21 protein-coding genes are annotated in these 21,203 nt (G+C 54.5%); 7 read left to right on the forward strand and 14 right to left on the reverse strand.

Features of this window, described 5'->3' with window-relative positions; all coding sequences use genetic code 11:
* Positions 1-117: 117 nt before the first annotated feature.
* The gene (locus tag V8L71_RS06145; RefSeq protein WP_336273527.1) at positions 118-906 is read right to left on the reverse strand and encodes a GAF domain-containing protein; all 789 of its coding nucleotides are present in this window, start codon (positions 904-906) and stop codon (positions 118-120) included.
* A 493-nt stretch (positions 907-1,399) separates the two neighbouring features.
* Here V8L71_RS06145 and V8L71_RS06150 point away from each other — a divergent pair, with 493 nt between their 5' ends.
* From V8L71_RS06150 to zigA, 5 genes are all read left to right on the forward strand, one after another.
* A complete protein-coding gene (locus tag V8L71_RS06150) occupies positions 1,400-1,747 on the forward strand; it encodes a helix-turn-helix domain-containing protein (RefSeq protein WP_336273528.1) in 348 nt (115 codons plus the stop codon).
* Between the two features lie 308 nt (positions 1,748-2,055).
* On the forward strand, positions 2,056-2,688 hold the full coding sequence (locus V8L71_RS06155; protein WP_035564837.1) for a class I SAM-dependent methyltransferase: 633 nt from the start codon (positions 2,056-2,058) through the stop codon (positions 2,686-2,688).
* A 97-nt stretch (positions 2,689-2,785) separates the two neighbouring features.
* Positions 2,786-4,174, forward strand: a complete 1,389-nt coding sequence (locus V8L71_RS06160) for a PepSY-associated TM helix domain-containing protein (protein ID WP_035564660.1) — start codon at positions 2,786-2,788, stop codon at positions 4,172-4,174.
* Positions 4,175-4,177: 3 nt separating this feature from the next.
* Positions 4,178-4,453: a TIGR03643 family protein gene (locus tag V8L71_RS06165; RefSeq protein ID WP_035564662.1), complete on the forward strand. Its 276-nt coding sequence runs from the start codon at positions 4,178-4,180 to the stop codon at positions 4,451-4,453.
* Between the two features lie 90 nt (positions 4,454-4,543).
* The gene (gene zigA / locus V8L71_RS06170) at positions 4,544-5,770 is read left to right on the forward strand and encodes a zinc metallochaperone GTPase ZigA (protein ID WP_035564665.1); all 1,227 of its coding nucleotides are present in this window, start codon (positions 4,544-4,546) and stop codon (positions 5,768-5,770) included.
* A gap of 113 nt (positions 5,771-5,883) precedes the next feature.
* On the opposite strand, the gene V8L71_RS06175 is transcribed toward zigA, so the two are convergent.
* The 8 genes from V8L71_RS06175 to V8L71_RS06210 all read right to left on the reverse strand — a co-directional run bounded on the left by V8L71_RS06175 (position 5,884) and on the right by V8L71_RS06210 (position 14,874).
* Entirely contained in the window at positions 5,884-7,413 is a 1,530-nt protein-coding gene (locus tag V8L71_RS06175) for a sensor domain-containing diguanylate cyclase (RefSeq protein WP_035564667.1), read from the reverse strand.
* A 147-nt stretch (positions 7,414-7,560) separates the two neighbouring features.
* Positions 7,561-9,567, reverse strand: a complete 2,007-nt coding sequence (locus V8L71_RS06180; protein WP_336273529.1) for a RecQ family ATP-dependent DNA helicase — start codon at positions 9,565-9,567, stop codon at positions 7,561-7,563.
* An 81-nt stretch (positions 9,568-9,648) separates the two neighbouring features.
* Entirely contained in the window at positions 9,649-11,391 is a 1,743-nt protein-coding gene (locus tag V8L71_RS06185; RefSeq protein WP_336273530.1) for a SulP family inorganic anion transporter, read from the reverse strand.
* Positions 11,392-11,460: 69 nt separating this feature from the next.
* On the reverse strand, positions 11,461-11,889 hold the full coding sequence (locus V8L71_RS06190) for a protein tyrosine phosphatase family protein (protein WP_336273531.1): 429 nt from the start codon (positions 11,887-11,889) through the stop codon (positions 11,461-11,463).
* Between the two features lie 29 nt (positions 11,890-11,918).
* Positions 11,919-12,827: an MBL fold metallo-hydrolase gene (locus V8L71_RS06195; RefSeq protein ID WP_336273532.1), complete on the reverse strand. Its 909-nt coding sequence runs from the start codon at positions 12,825-12,827 to the stop codon at positions 11,919-11,921.
* A 166-nt stretch (positions 12,828-12,993) separates the two neighbouring features.
* Positions 12,994-13,212 carry a DUF1653 domain-containing protein gene (locus tag V8L71_RS06200; protein ID WP_153843484.1) on the reverse strand — a complete coding sequence of 73 codons (219 nt, stop codon included), beginning with the start codon at positions 13,210-13,212 and terminating at the stop codon, positions 12,994-12,996.
* Complete coding sequence (gene tcdA / locus V8L71_RS06205; protein WP_336273533.1) at positions 13,209-14,090, reverse strand: tRNA cyclic N6-threonylcarbamoyladenosine(37) synthase TcdA; 882 nt, start codon at positions 14,088-14,090, stop codon at positions 13,209-13,211. Before tcdA ends, V8L71_RS06200 begins: the two co-directional genes overlap by 4 nt.
* Before the next feature lie 10 nt (positions 14,091-14,100).
* Positions 14,101-14,874 carry a pseudouridine synthase gene (locus V8L71_RS06210; RefSeq protein ID WP_336273534.1) on the reverse strand — a complete coding sequence of 258 codons (774 nt, stop codon included), beginning with the start codon at positions 14,872-14,874 and terminating at the stop codon, positions 14,101-14,103.
* 177 nt (positions 14,875-15,051) lie between these two features.
* Here V8L71_RS06210 and sodC point away from each other — a divergent pair, with 177 nt between their 5' ends.
* The gene (gene sodC, locus V8L71_RS06215) at positions 15,052-15,588 is read left to right on the forward strand and encodes a superoxide dismutase family protein (RefSeq protein ID WP_176302576.1); all 537 of its coding nucleotides are present in this window, start codon (positions 15,052-15,054) and stop codon (positions 15,586-15,588) included.
* A gap of 184 nt (positions 15,589-15,772) precedes the next feature.
* Positions 15,773-17,248 (forward strand): carbon starvation CstA family protein, encoded by a 1,476-nt coding sequence (locus V8L71_RS06220; protein ID WP_336273535.1) that lies wholly within the window; start codon positions 15,773-15,775, stop codon positions 17,246-17,248.
* Positions 17,249-17,363: 115 nt separating this feature from the next.
* Here the strand turns inward: V8L71_RS06220 and bfr are convergent, their stop codons facing one another.
* The 5 genes from bfr to lptF form a co-directional block, all read right to left on the reverse strand.
* Positions 17,364-17,846 carry a bacterioferritin gene (bfr, locus tag V8L71_RS06225; RefSeq protein WP_008959829.1) on the reverse strand — a complete coding sequence of 161 codons (483 nt, stop codon included), beginning with the start codon at positions 17,844-17,846 and terminating at the stop codon, positions 17,364-17,366.
* A 191-nt stretch (positions 17,847-18,037) separates the two neighbouring features.
* A complete protein-coding gene (locus V8L71_RS06230) occupies positions 18,038-18,244 on the reverse strand; it encodes a (2Fe-2S)-binding protein (RefSeq protein WP_008959830.1) in 207 nt (68 codons plus the stop codon).
* 169 nt (positions 18,245-18,413) lie between these two features.
* Complete coding sequence (locus V8L71_RS06235; protein WP_336273536.1) at positions 18,414-18,887, reverse strand: RDD family protein; 474 nt, start codon at positions 18,885-18,887, stop codon at positions 18,414-18,416.
* A gap of 68 nt (positions 18,888-18,955) precedes the next feature.
* On the reverse strand, positions 18,956-20,020 hold the full coding sequence (gene lptG, locus V8L71_RS06240; RefSeq protein WP_336273537.1) for an LPS export ABC transporter permease LptG: 1,065 nt from the start codon (positions 20,018-20,020) through the stop codon (positions 18,956-18,958).
* On the reverse strand, positions 20,020-21,099 hold the full coding sequence (gene lptF / locus V8L71_RS06245) for an LPS export ABC transporter permease LptF (RefSeq protein WP_176302556.1): 1,080 nt from the start codon (positions 21,097-21,099) through the stop codon (positions 20,020-20,022). Before lptF ends, lptG begins: the two co-directional genes overlap by 1 nt.
* Positions 21,100-21,203: the final 104 nt, after the last annotated feature.

Consider the following 21,203-nt stretch of genomic DNA (forward strand, 5'->3'; position numbering starts at 1 on the left):
GGAGGTCAGCGTCTGTTGTTCAGGTTCAGTGAGAGGGGCAACGAAGCGTTTTTCCATGGTTCTGTCCGTGTCAGAAATCCTGGCATGGATATTACACGAAAACTTTAGATCAGGTACTTAGTAGGCAAAATTATCCTGTAGTTGACCATTTACATATAGCGTTAAGGTATGCGCAAAATCCGAATCCTGCTCGTCCAACAACGCAATAAAGCCCACTTCGGCAGACAGCGCCTCCGCCATATGGGCGGTTAGTTGATGCAAAAACGCTTCGCCATTTTCAGCCGACACCGCCGTCGCCACGTTAACAACCGCTTGTTGAAAGCGTTGCTGTTCATTAATGGTATTAACCAGTGTTTCATTGTGCCGACCAATACGCTGAAGTGCCCGCTTCTTATACAGTAGCCGCTCTTGGGTATGGCTTTCCGCTAACTGACGTGCCAACTCAGCCCCTGCCAGCGCAGAAGCAATACGTAATACATCATCGGCATATATAGGTAGTACCAAAGGAGAGGAGTGCATCAGCGCAATAACGCCTAAAAAGCGGCCATCAGGCGCTGTGATAGCGATGCCCCAATACCCTTCAACGTTGAGTAAATTTAGCCGCTTATCATTCGGGAAGTGCTGGCAAACCCGAGAGGAAATAAAATATGTTGAGAGGTCAGCTACTTGTTGACATGGCGTGGCTTCCAAAGCATAAGGAGCCCCCTCACTAAAAGCTTCCTGTGACCACATGGCCAGCGTGGTCGCCATCTTATGGTGACTATCGATGTGCTCTACAACGGCATGATCCACTTTGAGAATATCCGCTAAGGACCTCACAATGTGGTGAAAAAAACCCTCTTCGCTGACGTAAGACAGCTTATCCGCTAACTGTCGAAAAATTTCTGGTGCCGAGGTAGGGGACATGTTATTAAACGCCTTCGGATTAGTCGTGCCAAAATCAAGCTACTTGCCAGCTCTTTCTGAACAGCATTTTTGAAAACCTCACTCATACACGCCATATAAAATATTCCAGCATCTACTTAGGCTTCAAAAGCGTTAATGAAAAAATCAGATCACTGACATCTATTCACTTTTAAAACCTTTCAACTAGAAGCTCAACACTGCCAAAATTAACTCATACTTTATTATTAAACATTGTCATAAAATTTCTGTTTCTTTGCGGCATAAACCTATCCGCTTCAAACTTCCAGGCCTTACGCTGTGCATTTAGGCTTTTTTCTTTTTTAAACGCCCAATTAAACTTATTTCATCAACAACTAATATTTCAAACAGCAACCATATGAAACAAAAAGTTACCTTTATCATCCAAACCAACCTTAGAGGTTGATATTCAACCCAAACAGCCCTTCATGTCAATAGGTCGTTCCTCAACCATTTAGGTCTAATGGAGGACGTTGTGAATAAAACAGAACAGGATCGGCTCGCAGGCAGTATTGGCAGAGCCATTGCCAAACAGAGGGTTCGCAGTCAAATGACTCAAGAAGAAGTCGCTGAGCGCTTAGGCGTTGGCAATGAAGCCGTTTCTCGCATTGAGCGCGGGCGGGTGATACCCAATATTGTGCGTCTAATAGAACTTGCGGAGGTTTTTAATTGCGAAGCTGCCGAATTACTCGGTCAAGCAAGCTTTCATATTGATGACCAGTCAAGCAGGATGAAGCAGCTTCTAGCACCTTTAAACCAAAATGACCGACAACTTGTGATGGATATAGTGGAGAATTTAACTGCGCGCCTACAGCAAGGGTAACTGTATAAGATGGCAAGCGTATATTCTTGTCATCTTAATATAAAGTAAATCGTGGCAATCGCTATATAAACCTATTAAGGTAATTATTACTTCTCCAATTATTTCAACAATAACTTAAATAAATTGAATGCACTTTATTGGTATTTAATGTATTACACCCCTATTCTTGGATTCTTTTATAAGACAACTTTAAAACACTGGTGCGTTCTATTTGGTTGCACAGCCATTTTTATGCTATAGAAAAGCCTGATGTAAATAGTCAGGTTTTGCTATTCAGCCATCGCAGCGTTGCGCTGCAAAGAGGCGTTATGTTCAACACGACTGCTTGGAACCGCCTGCGCTATACCGCTTACGCCCCTTTTTATGATGTGGTTGCTGCTCGTGCTTTCCGCAGGCCAAGGCGTATTGCGCTAGACCAGGTGGATTGGGAGCCAGGTATGCGGGTGTTATTGGTCGGCGCCGGTACAGGGCTAGACCTGCCTTTTCTGCCGCAGGATATCGAATTACACGCCACCGACTTAGCCCCAGCCATGGTTAAACGCACGGCTAAACGGGCTGAAACGCTACGCCGCGATGTGGAGTGCCGGGTGATGGATGCCGAGGCGCTCAACTACCCCGACGAGCACTTTGACGCCGTTATCATGCATCTTATTATTGCGGTCATGCCCAACCCACAGCGAGGGCTTGCAGAGGCGCACCGTGTGCTTAAACCCGGCGGCCAGCTGTGTGTGATGGATAAGTTCCAGCCAGATGAACAGCCTGCTGGGGCAGGCCGACGTCTGTTGAACCATCTAACCTCAGCGCTTGCCACCGATATTACGCGCCAAGCACAGCCACTGCTCAGCGAAGCTGGGTTTCAGATTCGCCACGACGAACCGGTACTAATGAATGGTCTGTTCCGTGCGGTCCTGGCCGTCAAGCCCGCTCCTTCTAGCCGCTAAACATGTGACTATTTACCGCTATGCACAGGCTAGCGGTTGCTAATTAAACTATCTAAGCTGTCTGGCTAATTTACCGATACCACTCTGATTCAAGCCAATGACAGCCCACCCCTCTCACCTCACCAGTAAGCTGCTTTTTGCCCTGCTTAGCCGCTTACACCTGTATATTGGCCTCTTCGTCGGCCCTTTTATTCTTATCGCGGCGCTGTCTGGTATCGCTTACTTACTCAGCCCACCACTTGAAGAGTGGCTCTATCATGACACCCTGTATGGCGTTACGCAGGGTGAGCCTCCGTCACTTGCTGAACAGATCGCTGCTGCCCAGCGGCACCTGGGCGCCCCAACCTTGCCCAGCGCGGTGCGCCCTGCACCGGCTTTAGGCGACACCACCCGGCTGATGTTTAGCGAGTCAGGACTGGGGCCTTCTGAACATCGGGCGCTGTTTATCGATCCCATTACCCTGAAAGTAACCGGCGACACAACGGTCTACGGTACCAGCGGTATCTTGCCGCTACGCACAGCGATTGATCACTTTCACCGCCAACTGCTGATGGGCGATGTAGGGCGCCTTTACAGCGAATTAGCCGCGTCTTGGCTTTGGCTTTCTGCTCTGGGTGGCGTCATATTGTGGATGCGGCAACGCCATACGCTGAAAACGCTTTCTGCAGCCCATACAACCCGGCGACGTCACGCCACGCTAGGATTGGTACTTGCCATCGGACTGCTGTTCTTCTCGGCGACGGGGCTTACTTGGTCGCAATGGGCGGGGGGCAATATTGCCGAGCTGCGCAATGTCTGGGGTTGGAACACACCTAGCGCCTCAACGGCGCTAATCGACACTGACGACCAAACCCCCGACGAACATGCCGAGCATCACCGTCATATGGCAATGGTTTCCTCGACCATCACTTTAGAAGATTTTGATCGCGCGTTGAGTGCAGCACAAGCAGCAGGTTTAACGGCTAGCCGCCTCCAGCTATCCCCTCCGGCCAGTGAAAACCAGGCTTGGCGGGTAGCAGAAGTTGATCGGCGCTGGCCCACCCAGGTAGACCAGGTCGCGCTGCATCCGCACAGCATGGCGGTGACCGATCAAACCGACTTTGCCACCTTCCCTTTGGCCGCCAAGCTCACTCGCTGGGGAATTGATCTGCATATGGGCGTGCTATTTGGCTTGGTTAATCAAGTAGTGCTTGCATTGATCGCTGCAGGGCTTGTGACGCTAATGGGATGGGGGTACGCCATGGCATGGCGGCGCCTGCGCACAGCGAGTGGTCAGCGTTTTCCCACGGTTTCAGAGCCATGGTTACTGCTCCCGATCAAAGCCAAGCTCAGCGTGCTGTTAGTTGCTATCGCGCTAGGTCTGGCACTACCCGTTTTAGGCGTCAGCCTTGCGCTGTTCATCGTGATCGATGCGTTACGCTGGTATGTGAAAAAGCGTTACACTGCCCGCCACCTAAATGCCCACCCTTCCAATACATCGAGGTGATCGATGCCAAAAGCACCCGTTAAACGCTTTCGTCGCTTACCCGATGACGAGCAGTCACGCGTTATCGAGATGGCCTGGGAAGACCGAACGCCATTTGAAGCGATCGAAACGCTGTATGGTTTAGCCGAACCGGATGTCATAGAGGTAATGCGTCACCAGCTCAAACCCGCTTCGTTTCGCCTATGGCGTAAACGCGTCACCGGCCGCGCGACAAAGCATACCGCGTTGCGTTCACCGGATATTCTACGCGGCTCCTGTCCCACGCAATATAAGCGCTGATACTGCAGTTACCAAAACAAGCCTTTATCTAAACACCTCTTTATTGTTATATTATCACATAACATAAATGTGTTTAGAGGCGTGCTAGCAATGACTGCGTTTTCTCCCCTACCCGTCACCGTGCTTTCGGGTTTTTTAGGTGCTGGTAAAACCACCGTACTCAACCATATTTTGGCCAATCGTGAAGGTCGCCGGGTGGCGGTGATCGTTAACGATATGAGTGAGGTCAACATTGATGGTGCACTGGTGCGCGGTGGCCCTGGCGAATCGACGCTGGATAGAGATGTTGCTCTGAACCGCTCTGAAGAGCGCTTGATAGAGATGAGTAACGGCTGCATCTGCTGCACCCTGCGCGAAGACCTGCTGGAAGAAGTCAGCCAGCTGGCCAGAGAAGGAAAATTCGATTATCTGGTGATTGAATCCACTGGGATTTCCGAGCCGTTGCCCGTGGCGGAAACCTTCACTTTTGAAGATGAAAGCGGCCAGAGCCTTTCCCACGTTGCCCGGTTAGATACCCTGGTGACCGTTGTCGATGGGGCCAACTTTCTTGAGCAGTACCGCGAAGCGCAAAGCCTAGCAGAAGCCGGTGAAAGCTTGGGTGAAGAGGATGAGCGCAATGTCGCCGACCTGCTGGTCGATCAAATCGAGTTTTGCGATGTGCTGCTCATTAGTAAGACAGACCTAATCAGCCAAAAAGAGCTGGCAGCCCTGCAGGCGATTTTACGCTCGCTGAACCCTGATGCAGAACTAGTGCCGATCACCCAAGGTGGCGTGCCGTTGGATAAAGTACTCAATACCGGCAAGTTCAACTTTGAGCGGGCCCAACTGGCCCCCGGCTGGCTGAAAGAGATGCGCGGCGAGCATGTGCCTGAGACCGAAGAGTACGGCATTGGCAGCTTCGCTTACCACGCCCGTCGGCCCTTCCATCCGCAGAAATTCCACGATTTACTCAACCAGGAGTGGTTTGGCAAAGGCCTGTTACGTTCCAAAGGTTTCTTCTGGCTTGCCACCCGCCCCCAGGCCGCTGGTCAGTGGAGCCAGGCAGGCGGTATCGCTCACCACGGCCCGGCAGGTGTGTTCTGGAAAGCGATCCCCGAAGAGCGTTGGCCAACCGACCCAGAAACGCGTCAGTTTATTATGGAGAAGTGGCAGGAACCGTTTGGCGATATGCGCCAGGAGCTAGTCTTCATCGGCCAAAACCTGGATCAAGCCCGGATGCGCGAAGCGCTGGACGACTGTCTGTTAAGCGAGGCAGAACTGCTGGAAGGTATGGAAGCGTGGAAGCAATTATCTGACCCGTTTCCTTCGTGGGAATAGTCACTGGAGTGATGCAAAAACAAAAGAGAGAGGCCGCGGCCTCTCTCTAAAGTGGTAAATGATGAAGCTCACTATGCCCTTATACTTCCAATAACGTTAATATTCGCTTTTAGTTAGTGACCATATATCGCAATGCCACAGCGACCACTGTGTTTAACAAAATACATGGTTTGGTCGGCTGCATTCATAAGCTCTCGGCTATTGGCAAAACCACCGTCGCTGAGGCAAGCAATACCGATAGAAACGGTGACATGGATAGGCTGACTTTCCACATAGGCGATAGGCTGTTCAGCCAGTTGATGTGCTACTTTTTTCGCTAACAGTTGGGCGGAATCGGCGTCTTCATCAGGCATTATGATCATGAACTCTTCCCCACCGAAACGTCCGGCTAGGTCGCTATCACTTATAAGCCTCCTGATGAGCTTTCCAAAGTTTTCGAGTATTACGTCCCCCACCAAGTGCCCGTATCGGTCATTGATCGTTTTAAAATGGTCCAAATCAATAAACGCCACCGAAAGAGTGCGCCCCTCCTCCCGGCATTGGGCAAAATGTTCGCTTAGTTGTTCTTCCAACCATCCACGATTAGCCAGCCCTGTGAGCGGGTCTATGCGGCTGCGGACTTCTAACTCGCTTTGACGCTTAAGCAGGTTTGCTAGCTCTGACTGTTGCTGTTCTAAGCGCGCATTCAAAGCCAATGTTTGTTGAAATAAGAGATCCTGTGCTTCCGCCAACAGCGCTTCGCTATCCTGGTTTTTGGGGGCCGTAATTTCTAGGACATCTGCTAATGAGGGGAGCTGCTTTTCGATCGTAGAGAGCAGCGAGGCAAGTTCGATTTGCTGGGCTTTTGTGTGGCTTTTAAGCTTGCGCATTACACTGACCAACGAATGGGCAGGAGAAGGGGCAAGCCAAGCATCGGCGATATGCCCTGAAAGGCGCACACAGAATAAGTCTATTGGGGCGGAAACATAATCCGCATGGCTGGTACCAATCGCTTCGGCAAGATGAGAGGGAACGCCCCACTTTGCTGCTAGCCAAGCACCTACGGTAGCGTGATCGCAGCCAAACAGCAGTTGCTCTGAATGGCTAAGATCGGAGTGATGCGTTGGTAGCGGCTCATAGATGGCTTCAACATCGTCAGGATAAAGTGATTTTAGAGCCAATACTCCTATGTCCTGCAGAAGCGCTGCCGTAAACACAAACCCTGCTTCCCCAGGACACAATTGCTCTGCCATGTAACGCGCCGCAATAGCAGCAATTAAAGAGCGACTCCATACCTGCTGCAAATAAGCAGCTTGGTCTTTATGTTTGAATAAGTTAAAACTTAGCGTGGTGGCTAGGGTAGTGTCTAAGCCAACACGCGCCACCGCCTCTTGGCAAGTATGGATGGTCGGTGCACTACGAGCGTAATAAGCGCTGTTGGCCAGCGCCAATAAACGTATGGTTAGTATGGGGTCCGTTTGAATGGCCTCCGCATAGGCCTTCACACTCGCATTTGGCGAGCGAGCAACGTCGAGCACTTTAATCGCGGCTGACGGTAGTGTCGGTAGAGTGAAGCAGTTATTAAGCCCTTCGCGTATAAAGTCGGGCAAGGCAGAGGTTAAGCTGAGCTTTTGGCTGTTGTCGGTTGGTTGAATAGCTAGCATTTCGGTTCCCTTGGCGAAGTATGGCTCCGAGTGTTAGCACCCAGGCGCCTAACTCATTATTTATTCCCTGGCTAGGAAGGTACGACAACTCCAAAGCTTAGTCCTAAAATCCTGTTTTGCTGAACTTATTGCTTGAGTTCAGGTTTGTTAGCCATTAATTTTTTGCCTACTCGCCACCCACTCACGCACTTGTGGATAGGCGCGCTGCTCAAACACGGCGAAGCCCTCAAGGCGACGGGCTTTGAGCGGGGTAAACACGGGCATGGTTAGACCACATAGAAAATGCGCCAGCCGATGCGCGCAGGGAGGCTGACCGAACTGCTCAGTGTGCCGCTGAATGAACGGAGCGGCATAGTACTGAAACTCCGCATTGCTCGGTACAGGCTGCGGCGGCGCGTCCGGCAGCGTTACGGGTTGGCCGTAACATACCGAGCAATGCCCGCAGCGGCCCTGCTCGGTGTCGGATGGCGTGTCAAACGTGCGATCACCGAAGTGCTCCGCTAATCGCCGCGTCAGGCAGCTCTCCGACTCAAAGAGCGCCAACATCGCCTGTAGCCGTTCTATCTCGATGCGTTCACGACTCAGGCAGTCGTCGTATAGCTGGCGAGCCAGCGCTTCTATCGGCACAGGCGACTGGCATATCTCATACACATCAGTCATCCGCTTGCCTTCCAGGGTCAGCCAGCCCTTATCCTGAAAGTACTCAAGCGCGGTGATCACCCGGCTGCGGGAGGCATCGACCTGCTGCGCCTGTCCCACGCGAAGCAAGCGCTCGAAATCTACCGTGCCCCAGGTGCGAGCAATGGGGATATGGTCAACCAGTAGACGCACAAAGGCCGCCCGCTCGCCTTCGAAACGGCTCACCAACGCCTCCGGCTCGATGTGATAACGCAGCCGATACTCGGCCAGAAACGCAAAACGCGGTGCAATCACCCCATGCATTTCCAGCCGCACCAGCAGCGTCTTAAGCGGCAGGAGACGGATATTGGTATCGCGGGAAAGCGTGTTGAGCAGCACTTCCCACTGGCGGTCTGGCGTGTTGGCGGCGGATGCGATCTCCTCAAGCAATCGAACAATGCCGCTGTATTCCGGCGTGTCGCCGTAGACGAAGTTCTCCAGCACCCTCAGACCGTCACGCCCGGCCATGGTCAGGCAGGTGGAAGGCAGGCCATCGCGACCTGCCCGGCCAATCTCCTGGCTGTAGTTCTCGATGGATTTAGGCAGGTCATAATGCACCACGTTGCGAATATTGCCCTTATCAATGCCCATGCCAAAGGCAATGGTGGCCACGATACAGGGCGACTCACTGCTCATGAACTGACGTTGAATCTCGTCCCGCCGCTGGGAGTCCAGCCCCGCGTGGTACGCCTGAGCAGCGATGCCCTGAGCCTTCAGGGCGCTGGCGACCTGTTCTGCCGTTTGTTGGAGTGTCACATAGATGATCGTCGGCGCTTCGCTGCCCGGCTGCATCTGCGGCCCTAACCACTCAACAAGCTGCTGCTGGCGATCTTCCATGGCCGGCGCTACCAGCAGCTCAAGGTTTGGGCGATAAAAGCCGGTAGTTACGATATGTTCTGGGGCGATGGCAAACTTTTCGCGCATATCGGCAATCACCGCTGGAGTAGCGGTGGCAGTGAGCAGCAATACCTGGGGAATGGCAAACTCACGCTGGTAATCCGGCAGTTTGAGATAATCAGGTCGGAAGTTATGCCCCCACTCGGAGAGGCAGTGGGCTTCATCGACGACCAATAGTGATATCGGTACCTGACGGAGAAAATTCCGGAAGCGCTCGTTTTTCAACCGCTCTACCGAGACCATGAGGATGTTCAGCTCGCCGCGTTTAGTCCGCTCCATGACATCGCGGGTGGCGTCGCGCTCTTGGGTGGAGTCGATACTTGCGGCGGCAATGCCGCGGGCTTGCAAAAAGGCGAGCTGATCCTGCATGAGGGCAAGCAACGGCGACACCACCAGTGTCAGGTGCGGCAGATGCAGCGCGGGTAGCTGATAGCAGAGTGATTTCCCCGCCCCGGTGGCAAAAATTGCCGCCGTGGAGTGGCCCTTCAAGACGTGCGATACCACTGCCTGTTGGCCGCCGCGAAAGTCGTCAAAACCGAATACTGCTTTTAGCGTCTGCTGCGGCGAAGCTGAGGTCATGGCCATTTCCTGGAGAGTCGTCAAGGCATCAGCGGCTAACCTAACGCGTTCACGCTGTTTTCTCCAATCATCAACAGCACGCTAGGGCAACGTGGCCGGTAGCTGACTCTCACTGGCCGGATGCGCCAACGCCTGCCAAGCGTCATAGGTGGTAAAGAACACTTGGCCGGTGAGTTCTTGATAGAACGCCGTGTGCTTTAGTCGGTCCATCACCGGCCCTTTCACCTCGGCTAGGTGAAGTGTGGCCCCGGCATCTTTCAGCCGACCGTTGATGGCCTCCAGGCTCTCCAGGGCCGAAGCATCTATAACATTCACTGCCTGACAGGTGAGCACAATGTGCTTGATCGACGGCGAGCGGGTGGCCAGCGCCATGACGGTATCTTCGAGATAGCGGGCGTTGGCAAAATAGAGGCTTTCATCGATGCGCAGCATGGCCACATGCTCGTCGGTTTCTACCTGATGGCGCTTCACATTCCGGAAATGCTCGGTGCCTGGCACCCGCCCTACCACCGCACTATGGGGTTGGCTGGTGCGGTAAAGGTGTAGCCCCAGCGAGAGCACCACCCCGCTGATAATACCCACTTCCACGCTGTGCAGAAGCGTCAGCAACAGGGTAGCGACCATCGCGACGCCATCGCTTCGGGAGTATTGCCAGGTCCGCTTTACTGCAGGCAAATCAATCAACGTCCCCACTGCCACGATAATCGTGGCGGCCAGCGTGGCGGTGGGTAAAAAGGCCAATAAGTCAGTGAGTAGCAGCGTCGCCAACACAATCCCAAGCGCGGTAAAAGCCCCCGCCAGCGGCGTTGCTGCCCCGGCTTCAAAATTGACCACCGAGCGCGAAAAACCGCCCGAAACCGGCGAACCGCCGCTAACGCCAGCGCCAAGATTCGCCATGCCGAGCGCAATCAGCTCTTGGTTAGGGTCGATACGCTGACGGCGCTTGGCGGCCAGGGTCTGCGCCACGGACACCGACTCAACAAACCCCACCAAGCTAATCAGCAGCGCCGCCGGTAACAGGCCGAGCCAGAGCGATTGATCCAGGCTCGGCAGCGTAATGGCAGGCAGGCCACTGGGCACAAAGCCCACCACATCGACCCCGCGTTGCTCCAGTTGGAAGCCCCAGGCCAGCAGCGTGGTCACCACCACGGCTGAAATAGGCGCGGCTTTGACGATTAACCCTGCCCAACTGGCAGGCGTTCCCAGCTTGGTCAGCCAGCCATTCAGGCGCTTGCGACACAACCATAGATACGCCCACACGCCAAGGCCAATCAGTAGCGTTATCACATTCACCTGCTGCCACTGGCCAAATAGCGCTCGCAGCAGCTCAACCATGTTATGGCCGGATGCCTCAACACCCACAATGTGCTTCAACTGGCTGATCGCGATCAAAATTCCCGAGGCGGTCACAAACCCGGAGATTACCGGATGGCTAAGAAAGTTGACTAAAAAGCCTAGCCGAAGCACGCCCATCGCGATGAGAATGAGCCCCGAGAGCGCGGCCAGCACCAGCGCCGCACCGATATATTCCGGGCTGCCCGGCGCGGCAAAACTGCTCAGCGCCGAGGCCGTCATCAGTGCTGCCACCGCCACCGGCCCTACCGCTAAACTCGCGCTGGTGCCAAAGATGGCATACAGCACCAGCGGCAGCATGCTGGCATAGAGCCCCATTTCCGGCGGTAACCCTGCCAGCATGGCGTAGGCCAGCGCTTGCGGCACCAGCATCAGCGTGACGATCACCGCGGCAAGTACATCCCGCGTGAGCAAGCCCCGGTGATAGGTTCGCAACCAGCCGATTAGCGGCACCCAGCGCTCAATGATCATGATGCAGTCTCATAATAGGTACCTGCTGATACGGGGCCTTCGTACTAGTGCTTCACTCGTCTTCGCTTTTTATTGGGCACTCTGTTCAAGACCTTGGCGCTGGTCTTCCAAGTCAACCCCTGCCGCATGGGCCGCCGTAAACAGCTCCGCCAATTCGCACTGCTCGTGCTGACGCTTGGCGTAGGCCCACAGGTGCGTGGCCCGCTTACCTGAGCGGCAAAACGCCAAGAGAGGGCGCGGCAGCTGTTGGAGCGCTTCAGCAAAGGCGCGGATGTCAGCTTCGCTGTACTCGCCTGGCTTCACGGGGATATGCACCCAGGCAAGGCCAAGCTGCTCGGCTTTTTCGCGGTAGCGCGCCTCGTCTGGAAAGTCCTCGCTCTCACCTTCGATGCGGTTACACACCACCGCGTGAAAACCACGGGCTTTTACCTCTTCCAACTCATCCACCGTCAGCGCTGAGGTGATCTCAACGCCTGGCTCCAATGGCTTCGTTTGCATGACCACACCTCCTCTTGGTTTGGATAACATCAATCCCAGGCCGCACCTTCCAGGGCATCCAGGGGGATTTTTAGATAGCGCTTGCCGTTGGCTTCTGGTTCCGGTAAACGGCCACCGCGAGTATTCACCTGCAGCGCGTGCAAAATCAGCTTGGGCATGGGTAGCTCGCTATCCCGCTGGTGGCGCAGGGCGATGTACTCCTCCTCGCTTTTGCCAACCAAGTGCGGGTTGTTGGCTCGCTGCTCATCGACGCTGCTCTGCCACTTTGGCTCACGGCCATCGGGCATATAGTCGTGGCCGGTGAACAGCCGCGTATCGTCCGGCAGCGTGAGAATCTGCTGAATGGAGTTCCATAGGGACTTGGCATCCCCACCGGGAAAATCGGCTCGCGCCGTCCCAAAATCAGGCTGAAAAAGGGTGTCATGCACAAAGGCGGCATCACCGATTACGTAGGTGATGGAGGCCAGCGTATGGCCAGGCGAGTGCAGCACGCGGGCGCTGAGCTCACCGATGGCAAACGTATCGCCCTCGACAAACAGCGTGTCCCACTGGCGGCCATCGGTGGGCATCTCCGGCCAGTGGTAGATCTCCTTCCACAGGGCCTGAACTTTGGTCACGTACTGGCCAATCGCCGTCGGTGCGCCGGTTTTCTGTTTTAGGTACTGGGCTGCTGAAAAGTGGTCTGCGTGGGGGTGCGTATCCAGAATCCACGCCACTTTCAGTCCCTCTTCCTCGATATATTTCAACAGCGCGTCAGCGCAAAAGGTGGCCGTTGCGCCAGACTTTTCGTCGAAATCCAGCACCGGATCAATAATCGCGCACTGCTTGGTGGCAGGGTCGCTGACGATGTATTGGATGCTAAAGGTACGTGGATCAAAAAAGCCCGCAACATCAGGTGCGCCTGTGCCTGTGCTTTGAGAAAGGGCAAAGGTCTGCATGCTTATCTCCCGGCTACTTGAGTAGGGTTGCCTGACGCCAAAGCGCCAACAACTGTTATAAAGATAGCTGATTATGGAATATAAGCAATAACAACCACAAAAACGCCGCCTCCCTGCTAACAGGGGGCGGCGACAATAAGAGCGACGATGGAGCAATCAATACGGGCTAGAACGTTTTCTCCAACGCAAAGCGCGGCTGGGTGTTCCCTTCTTTCGTCACGCTCTCCATGAACATCGCCAGCGGGCGCACCCAAAGACCGTAGTCGCCATATAGCGCGCGGTAGACTACCAGCGGTTCTTCGCTTTCGCTGTGCTGGGCGGTGCCCATTACTTCGTAAAGGCTGCCTTTATAGTGGCGGTAAATACCGGGAACGGGAGTGGTCATTCGCTTTCCTCTTGGATGGCCTGAGTGGCGGCGGGCTGATTCGCTTTCTTGGCGAGGCGCTCCAGCACTTTGGAGGCGGCAACAAAGCCAAAAGTGCCGGTCAGAAACGTCGCGGCGCCAAAGCCGAAGGCGCAGTCCAGCCTTGTGGCGTCGCCGCTGCCGGGCTTTTGCAGGCACACTTCGCCGTCGGCACTGGGGTAGATCAACTGCTCATCGGAGTAGACGCACTCCACCGAGAAACGCCGCTTGGGGTTGCGGGAGAAGCCGTAATCGCGACGCAGCCGCGAGCGCACTTTGGAGAGCAGCGGGTCGTGCTCGGTGCGGGTCAAATCCGCCACTTGAATGCGCGTCGGGTCGGTCTGCCCGCCCGCCGCGCCGGTCACGGTAATCGGGATTTTGCGCCGCTTGCACCAGGCGATCAGCGCAGCCTTGGCGATCACGCTGTCGATGGCATCCACCACATGGTCGGCATCCTCAGGAATGCGCTCGGCCAGGTTGGTGGGCGTGACGAAGGCGGTATCCGCGATGATCTCAATCTCTGGGGCAATCAGGCGGCAGCGCTCGGCCAGCACGTCTACTTTGGGCTGGCCAATCGTGCCATCCAGCGCGTGGAGCTGGCGGTTGACGTTGGAGACACATACGTCGTCCAGATCAATCAGCGTCAGCTTGCCGATGCCCGAGCGGGCTAGCGCCTCGACCGTCCAGCTACCCACGCCGCCAACCCCGACCACCACTACATGGGCATGGCGAAACGCCTCCGCAGCGCGCTGACCGTAGAGGCGCCGAATACCGCCAAAGCGGAAGTCATAGTCGCTAGAATAATAGGCGCTAGAAACTGAGGCGGTAGCAAGGGAGGTTGATGGCTCGTTCAAAGGCATAGAAACAGACTCACAGTGCTTGGAGAGCGGAAGGTGTTGCAAGAGGCGGCGTTCGTACGCTATCCAGCGGCAAATGCCCTGCCCAGCCTAGGTGATGAAACAGCGCGATCATGGTCTCGTCCAAGGCGCAGCTTAATTGTACACGCTTGGCCAACAGCGGATGGTCAAAGGCTAAATAGGTGGCGGCCAGCAGTAAGCGCGGCGCGCCCAACTGCTCGGCAAAAAAGCGGTTGTGAACACTTTTACCGTGTTTCGCATCGCCGATAATGGGATAGCCCCGCCGTGAAAGATGACGACGAATTTGGTGGCGCCGTCCGGTCAGCGGCCGAGCCTCTACCAAGGAGTAACGCGCCACCGGGTAACGGTCGACCTGTACCGGCAACTCGGCGCTATCCAGACGACGAATATCGGTCATCGCAGGCATAGCGGGCAACTCAGCTTTGGGCCGCGTGCCATCCTCCTCCCGCAGTGGGTAATCCAAACGTTCGCTCTCTGGTGCTTTACCCCGCACCACCGCCAGGTAGCGCTTTTCTACCTGACGCTCGCTAAAGGCTTCGCTGAGCAGGCCAGCCACCGTTGGAGAGAGCGCAAAAACGATCACCCCTGACGTCGGTCGATCCAACCGGTGAACGGGATACACCCGCTTACCGAGCTGGTCGCGAAGCCGCTGGAGCAGAAATTCAGTTTCGCCACGCGCTAACGTCGAGCGGTGCACTAACAGGCCTGACGGCTTATGCACTGCAACGAGATACTCATCCTGATAGAGGATGTTGAGTGGCGTCATAACGCTCCCTGGTAACAGCTGGTGACTAACATATCAGTATAAAAATAGGCGGCTATTGTCGCGGCTTGACGAGCCGATGTCATCCGTCGGGTTAATTGGCGAAGAAACCGCTCGGCAGCTACCTTAAATAAGCAACGCTGCTACAGCGTTTCCATGGATTCGGAAGGAGAAAACTCTATGCGCTATTCAACACCGCTTACCGCCATTGCCGCTTCGCTGCTGCTCGCCAGCACGGCGGCGCAAGCCAATGAAACCCTTGAGGTGGAGATGCACAAGGTCAGCGCCGAAGGGGTTGAAGACTCGATCGGCACCGTATCTCTTGAGCATACCGATCATGGCTTACTGCTAACCCCTTCACTAACCGATCTTGAGCCCGGTGTTTATGGTTTTCACGTCCACCAGAACGCCAGCTGCGATCCTGCCGAAAACGACAGTGGCGAAATGACCGCTGCACTGTCCGCAGGTGGTCACTATGACCCCGAGGAAACAGGCACCCACCAAGGCCCGTATGGTGAAGGTCATTTAGGTGACCTACCGGTGCTGACCGTGAATGAGGATGGCGAAGCCAACCTGCCGGTACTGGCGCCCCGCTTGAGTATGGAAGATATGCCGGGTCGCAGCCTGATGATTCATGAAGGCGGTGACACCTACACAGATGAGCCACATCTGGGCGGTGGCGGCACCCGCATGGCCTGCGGCGTGGTCGAGTCGTAGATTAACCATCGTTGTTAACAAACAAAACGGGCAGCCATTGAGCTGCCCGTTTTTGCCTGCGGGCAACTAAAGTCTAACTGTGATTTTATAGTGCTTATCTGTACATTCGCCGTGGCTAAAGAAGCCCTTTCTTGTGTGCTCTTAGCATGCTCGCCTATCCCCCTCACTGCTCTAGGTACCTTAGATGATCACCTTTATCGTATCGATCCTGCTGCTAATAGTGGGCTACTTTACCTATGGGAAGTTCGTTGAGCGTGTGTTTGTGACAGACCGCAAACGACGTACGCCAGCATTCGCTATGCGCGATAACATCGACTACGTGCCGATGAACACCACGCGTAACTCGCTTATTCAGTTACTTAATATTGCCGGTGTCGGCCCCATTTTCGGTCCCATTCTGGGGGCACTGTATGGCCCGGTGGCGTTTGTGTGGATTGTGGTCGGCTGTATCTTTGCCGGTGCCGTGCATGACTACCTGACCGGCATGATTTCAATCCGTAATCACGGCGCTCACCTGCCGCAGTTAGCGGGTAAATTCCTCGGCAAAGCGATGAAGCATGTAGTGAATGGCTTTGCGATTTTACTGCTGCTGTTAGTGGGTACGGTTTTTGTTACCTCGCCTGCAGCGCTGCTGGCCAATATGACCTCGCTGTCGTTAACGCTGATTATTGTTGCCATCTTTATTTACTACCTGATCGCCACCCTGCTGCCGATTGATAAAGTCATCGGCCGTATCTACCCCTACTTCGGTGCGCTACTACTGTTCAGCGCGGCGGGGATCGGTATTGGCTTGATTGTCACGGGCGCGCCCATCCCCGAGCTTTCGTTCCAGAACATGCACCCTGACGCCGCGCCTATTTTCCCGCTGCTGTTTTTAACCATCTCTTGTGGTGCGCTTTCCGGCTTCCACGCCACTCAAACGCCGATTATTTCGCGCACGACTGAAAATGAAACCAATGGACGTAAAATCTTTTACGGCATGATGATTACCGAAGGCATCATTGCGATGATCTGGGCGGCGGCGGCGATGAGTCTGTTCTACGGCGACCAGTCACTCTCCGATGTGCTGGCGGCGGGTGGTCCTGCTGCAGTGGTAAGTGAAGTCTCCACCACCATGCTTGGCGCTGTCGGCGGCACCCTGGCCGTGCTCGGTGTGATTGTGTTGCCGATCACCTCTGGAGATACCGCCTTCCGCAGCGCGCGAATGATCATTGCTGATTACATCAAAGTCGATCAAAAGCCGATCATAAAGCGTGTGATGGTCGCTCTACCGCTGTTTGTGGTGTCCTATGCATTAACCCATATGGACTTCACACTCCTGTGGCGTTACTTCTCATGGGCGAATCAAACCACTGCCGTTATCGCGCTGTGGGTGGGTACCATGTATTTAGTGCTGTCGCGTAAACCTCACTTAATCACGTCAATCCCAGCCACCTTTATGACCATGGCTACCTTTACCTACTTGGCCTATGCCCCTATCGGTTTTGGCCTACCGCTGCACTTGAGCTATGTGGTAGCGGCACTGGGTACGCTTATCTGCATCGCGCTATTTATGAAGCGTGTACGCCGTTTGAGCCGCACGACCTTTGCGGTTGATGAACCTGCAGAACAGGCACTGGGTGCAGGCAAAGCAGGCGATGCGCTAGCCACCAGCTCATAGCGTGATTGAGAGGCAATACCAGCAATAGAAAACGGGCAGCCACTTGGCTGCCCGTTTTGCATTCTGCACGTTTAGCTGAGCTAAAAAGCCAGCCAAACAGACTTGGCTAGAGAGATTACTCTTCGCCAGCCATCTGCATTTGGCGCTGCAGGTAGTTCTGGATACCTACCTGTTCGATTAGCTTCAGTTCAGTTTCGATGTGGTCAATATGACCTTCTTCATCGGCGAGCAGATCGCGAAGCATATCGCGGGTAACGTAATCTTTAACGCTCTCGCAGTAGGTGATGGCTTCGATGTAATCGTTGCGGCCATCGTGCTCAATTTTCAGATCGCTTTCGAGCATCTCTTTGACGTTTTCGCCGATGTGCAGCTTGCCAAGGTCTTGCAGGTTGGGGATGCCCTCTAGAAACAGAATGCGCTCGATGATCTTGTCAGCGTGCTGCATCTCTTCGATGGACTCATCGTATTCCCACTTGGCCAGTGCTTTTAGGCCCCAGTCTTTATACATTTTGGCATGCAAAAAATACTGATTGATCGCAACCAATTCGTTGCCTAGTGCCTTATTGAGATGCTCAAGAACTTTAGTATCGCCTTTCATAACGTCACCTTTTCTACTGTAATGCTGATGTTTAATCTGGTTTAGATAATGCGATCAAGCAGTTACGTTTTAAGAAGAGTATAGACGTACATAGCTATACTCCCAGCTTTCCTGAGAGTATAGATAAGGTATTTAAAAGTTCAAGCAAATCATATATTTGCTAAAGATAACCCTAACAATAGTGATTCGCGTCACACGGCGTAAGCAAGGCCCATATCGGCTTCTTGACGCGCTTCTTGTACGGCGTCGCGGGTAATAGATTTGGCATAGCACGCGCACTTACCACACTGCGTTGCGCAGCCGGTTGCCTCGCGTACTTCTCGCCAGCTGCGAGCTCCGTCGCTAACGTGCTGGCGAATCTGATGGTCGGTTACTCCCTTGCACACACAAACGTACATGGCGACACCTCATAAAAGTCATGAGATGAATGTAAATGATTCGCATAGGTCTTTTCAAGTAGAAATGACTGCTTGTTGGTATCTATTCGTCTTAAAGAATAACCGAAGCGCGATAATCTATTGGTTTAGCGATGTTTTCTACTTTCCAAAGGTCTCTCGCAAGTGACCATTATTTTTTCGGCAACACTACCGTTTGCGTGTTGGATGCAATATCCGGCCAGCTACGTCGTTGTTTATTGAACAGTACCCACAAGTAGCCCAAACCAAATGTCAGCAGTGAGAGCCACGCCACTGCGCAGCGAATGAGGCATTGCCTCAAATTCAGCGAATAGCCATCCAGTGTTTGCACCCGCAACCGCCACGCCTGCATGCCCAAGGTCATTCCCCCGCGCGACCAGGAAAAAACGAAAAACAGCGTGACAAAAAACAGCAGCAAGAGACGCAGGCTCCAGATATCACCAGCCGTGGTGCCAATCTCTTCTGGCTGCTGGCCAAGCACATAGCGGAAAAAAACCATGTGCGCGACGGTCACCGCGATCCAGATGGCGGTGACCAGAAAGCCGTCATAAAGCATGGCACCCAGGCGGCGTCCAAGACCCGCTGGCCATACGCTGTCCAACTGAGCAAAGCGTCGTATTCGCATAGTTCTCTCTTATTAGTTCTTGCTTGCCACTTGGCGGTGATGAAATTTTTTGGCTTAGCAAACTACGCCTAACCGTTGCGACGTAGAAAGTAGATCCCTACCCCGGCACACGCCAATGTTGGCACCAGCACGGCCCACACGGGGGAAAAACCAAAAATCGTCGAGGCGGGCGCCAGCAGATCCTGCACATACTTGAAGCTCAGCCCGGTGACCACGCCGTAAAACACGCGCGTACCTGCGGCCACGGTGCGCAGCGGGCCAAACACAAAGGAGGCGGCAATCAGCACTAGTGAGCCCATGGTGAGTGGCATCAGCATCTTCTGCCAAAAATACAGCAGCGCTTGGTCATTCTGCAGGTTCTGTTCCTCAAGGAACTGGGCATAAGCCCATAGCTCGCTGGGTGCCTGGCTCTCGATATCGCGCAGCAATCGCTCCAACTGAGTGGGGGTAAACGCAGTATCCCAACCCATGCTTGCCGATTGGTCCGACTCAGTGCGATCGTCGAAAATGCGAGTGGTAGCCACATTTTCCAACCGCCACGCATCGCCTTCCCAGCGTGCACGCTGGGCGTAAGTGGCTTCGACTAGCTGGCGATCATCAAAACGATAGCGGGTTAAATCAAGCACCACGTTATCCGCACGGATCGCCCCAAAACGGTAAACACTGTCGCCCTCAATCTGCCAGCCACTGCGACTGGTCAGCATGGCGCCTTCGCCCTGTACTTTTTCCAGCCGCCATGCCTCGGCATACTGCTCGGTGCGCGGGCTGACATACTCGGTGACTAACAGCACTACAACTACTACTACTAGCACCGGCTTCATCACGCCCCACACAATGCGCGCCAACGAACGCCCAGCGGCGCGCATAACGGTGAGCTCGTTGCTGGAGGCCATGCTGCCCAAACCAATCAGCGCGCCGATTAACACTGCCACCGGCGCATATTGATAGAAGCGCCAGGGCGTGCGCATTAGCAGGTAAACCAACGCGTCCAGAGCAGTGTAGCCCGCCTGTACATCACCTAAGTCATCGATATAGGCAATGGTAATATCCAAACCGAGCAGCACAAACTGAACGACGATAATGGCCGCCAGCACGTTGCGGGCGATATAACGATCGAGACGGTCAAGCAACATTAGCGCATCCCCTTACGTTGCGAGCGCCACAGCATTAGCAGGCCCAACCCCAAGAACAGCCCATGTACCGGCCATACACCCAGCATACTGGACCAAGTACCGCTGCCAATCGCATCGACCACCGCCAGCAACAGGCTAAGATACGCAACATATAAAAAGACCGCGGGCAGCAGTTTGCCAAAGCGCCCCTGGCGAGGATTGACACGGGAAAGCGGCTGCGCCATTAAGGCCAGTACAAAGACCATTAAAGGCAGCCCCGCACGCCACTGCCATTGAGCCTGGGCACGAGGGCTTGGATTATTCCATAGCGCGGGCGTGGTCGCGTACTCCAGAGAATCGAGCTCCTGCCGGTCACGATTCAGCCCCAGGCGCAGCGTATAGCGCTCAAAGGTGAGCCGCTCGGCGCTCTTATCGCCTGGCGTCACCCCGTAACGCTCGCCGTCATCCAGCACCAGAAAGCGGCTACCGGTTTCAAGCCGCGTTTCCTGAAAGCCCGATGCAGCGCGGGTCACGTAGTCATGGGTGCCTTCATCACCCAACTGGTTCTGCTCGTGCACCAGCACATCCTGCATTTCCGTGCCATCGCTGGAAAAGCCACCAATGTAAGCGGTACGACCACCCCCAAACTCCTGAAAGCGCCCCGGCGCCAGAACGGAAACATCCAGGCGGCTACGCTGCTCTTCCAGCGCGGTTTCAGTTTGCAGCGCGCCATAGGGTGTCAGCCACAGACTGCAAATACCGACCAGCACTGCTACCACGCTGGCGGGTAGCAGGGTCACTTTCAACAGCCGCGTAGGGCTCATCCCGCAAGCGACCATCACGGTGATCTCGCTGTTCATGTAGAGCTGCCCATAGGCCAGCAGGATGCCCAGAAAAAACGACAGCGGTAAAATCAGTTCCATAAAGCCGGGCAGGTGAAACATCATTAGGCTGCCTAACATGGTGACTGGAATATCGCCTTCCGCTGCGTCCGAGAAATAGCGGATAAAGCGGCTGCCCATGATCACCAGCAACAGGATGCCAGCGACCGCCGACATGGTGAGTAACACTTCGCGAGTTAGATATCGAAATAAAATCAACGCGCTCTCCGGCTAGTCGTGCAGGATGCCATGCAATAAGCGAATGGCTTGGGTACACTAAACAAATTATTCTCAGTCCCTTTTCACAATCAAAAGCAACGGGG

Origin of the sequence: Vreelandella indica (genome assembly GCF_037070225.1) — a bacterium.
Classification (GTDB): Bacteria; Pseudomonadota; Gammaproteobacteria; order Pseudomonadales; family Halomonadaceae; genus Vreelandella; species Vreelandella arctica.

Excerpts from the sequence above, each read along its gene's own strand:
- V8L71_RS06200 (WP_153843484.1), bottom strand. The coding sequence starts at position 13,212 with ATGACCACTCCCGTTCCCGGTATTTACCGCCACTATAAAGGCAGCCTT.
- sodC (WP_176302576.1), top strand. The coding sequence starts at position 15,052 with ATGCGCTATTCAACACCGCTTACCGCCATTGCCGCTTCGCTGCTGCTC.
- V8L71_RS06145 (WP_336273527.1), bottom strand. The coding sequence starts at position 906 with ATGTCCCCTACCTCGGCACCAGAAATTTTTCGACAGTTAGCGGATAAG.
- V8L71_RS06210 (WP_336273534.1), bottom strand. The coding sequence starts at position 14,874 with ATGACGCCACTCAACATCCTCTATCAGGATGAGTATCTCGTTGCAGTG.
- V8L71_RS06155 (WP_035564837.1), top strand. The coding sequence starts at position 2,056 with ATGTTCAACACGACTGCTTGGAACCGCCTGCGCTATACCGCTTACGCC.
- V8L71_RS06235 (WP_336273536.1), bottom strand. The coding sequence starts at position 18,887 with ATGCGAATACGACGCTTTGCTCAGTTGGACAGCGTATGGCCAGCGGGT.
- tcdA (WP_336273533.1), bottom strand. The coding sequence starts at position 14,090 with ATGCCTTTGAACGAGCCATCAACCTCCCTTGCTACCGCCTCAGTTTCT.
- V8L71_RS06185 (WP_336273530.1), bottom strand. The coding sequence starts at position 11,391 with ATGATCATTGAGCGCTGGGTGCCGCTAATCGGCTGGTTGCGAACCTAT.
- V8L71_RS06160 (WP_035564660.1), top strand. The coding sequence starts at position 2,786 with ATGACAGCCCACCCCTCTCACCTCACCAGTAAGCTGCTTTTTGCCCTG.
- lptG (WP_336273537.1), bottom strand. The coding sequence starts at position 20,020 with ATGTTGCTTGACCGTCTCGATCGTTATATCGCCCGCAACGTGCTGGCG.
- zigA (WP_035564665.1), top strand. The coding sequence starts at position 4,544 with ATGACTGCGTTTTCTCCCCTACCCGTCACCGTGCTTTCGGGTTTTTTA.
- bfr (WP_008959829.1), bottom strand. The coding sequence starts at position 17,846 with ATGAAAGGCGATACTAAAGTTCTTGAGCATCTCAATAAGGCACTAGGC.
- V8L71_RS06165 (WP_035564662.1), top strand. The coding sequence starts at position 4,178 with ATGCCAAAAGCACCCGTTAAACGCTTTCGTCGCTTACCCGATGACGAG.
- V8L71_RS06190 (WP_336273531.1), bottom strand. The coding sequence starts at position 11,889 with ATGCAAACGAAGCCATTGGAGCCAGGCGTTGAGATCACCTCAGCGCTG.
- V8L71_RS06180 (WP_336273529.1), bottom strand. The coding sequence starts at position 9,567 with ATGACCTCAGCTTCGCCGCAGCAGACGCTAAAAGCAGTATTCGGTTTT.
- V8L71_RS06230 (WP_008959830.1), bottom strand. The coding sequence starts at position 18,244 with ATGTACGTTTGTGTGTGCAAGGGAGTAACCGACCATCAGATTCGCCAG.
- V8L71_RS06175 (WP_035564667.1), bottom strand. The coding sequence starts at position 7,413 with ATGCTAGCTATTCAACCAACCGACAACAGCCAAAAGCTCAGCTTAACC.
- V8L71_RS06220 (WP_336273535.1), top strand. The coding sequence starts at position 15,773 with ATGATCACCTTTATCGTATCGATCCTGCTGCTAATAGTGGGCTACTTT.
- V8L71_RS06195 (WP_336273532.1), bottom strand. The coding sequence starts at position 12,827 with ATGCAGACCTTTGCCCTTTCTCAAAGCACAGGCACAGGCGCACCTGAT.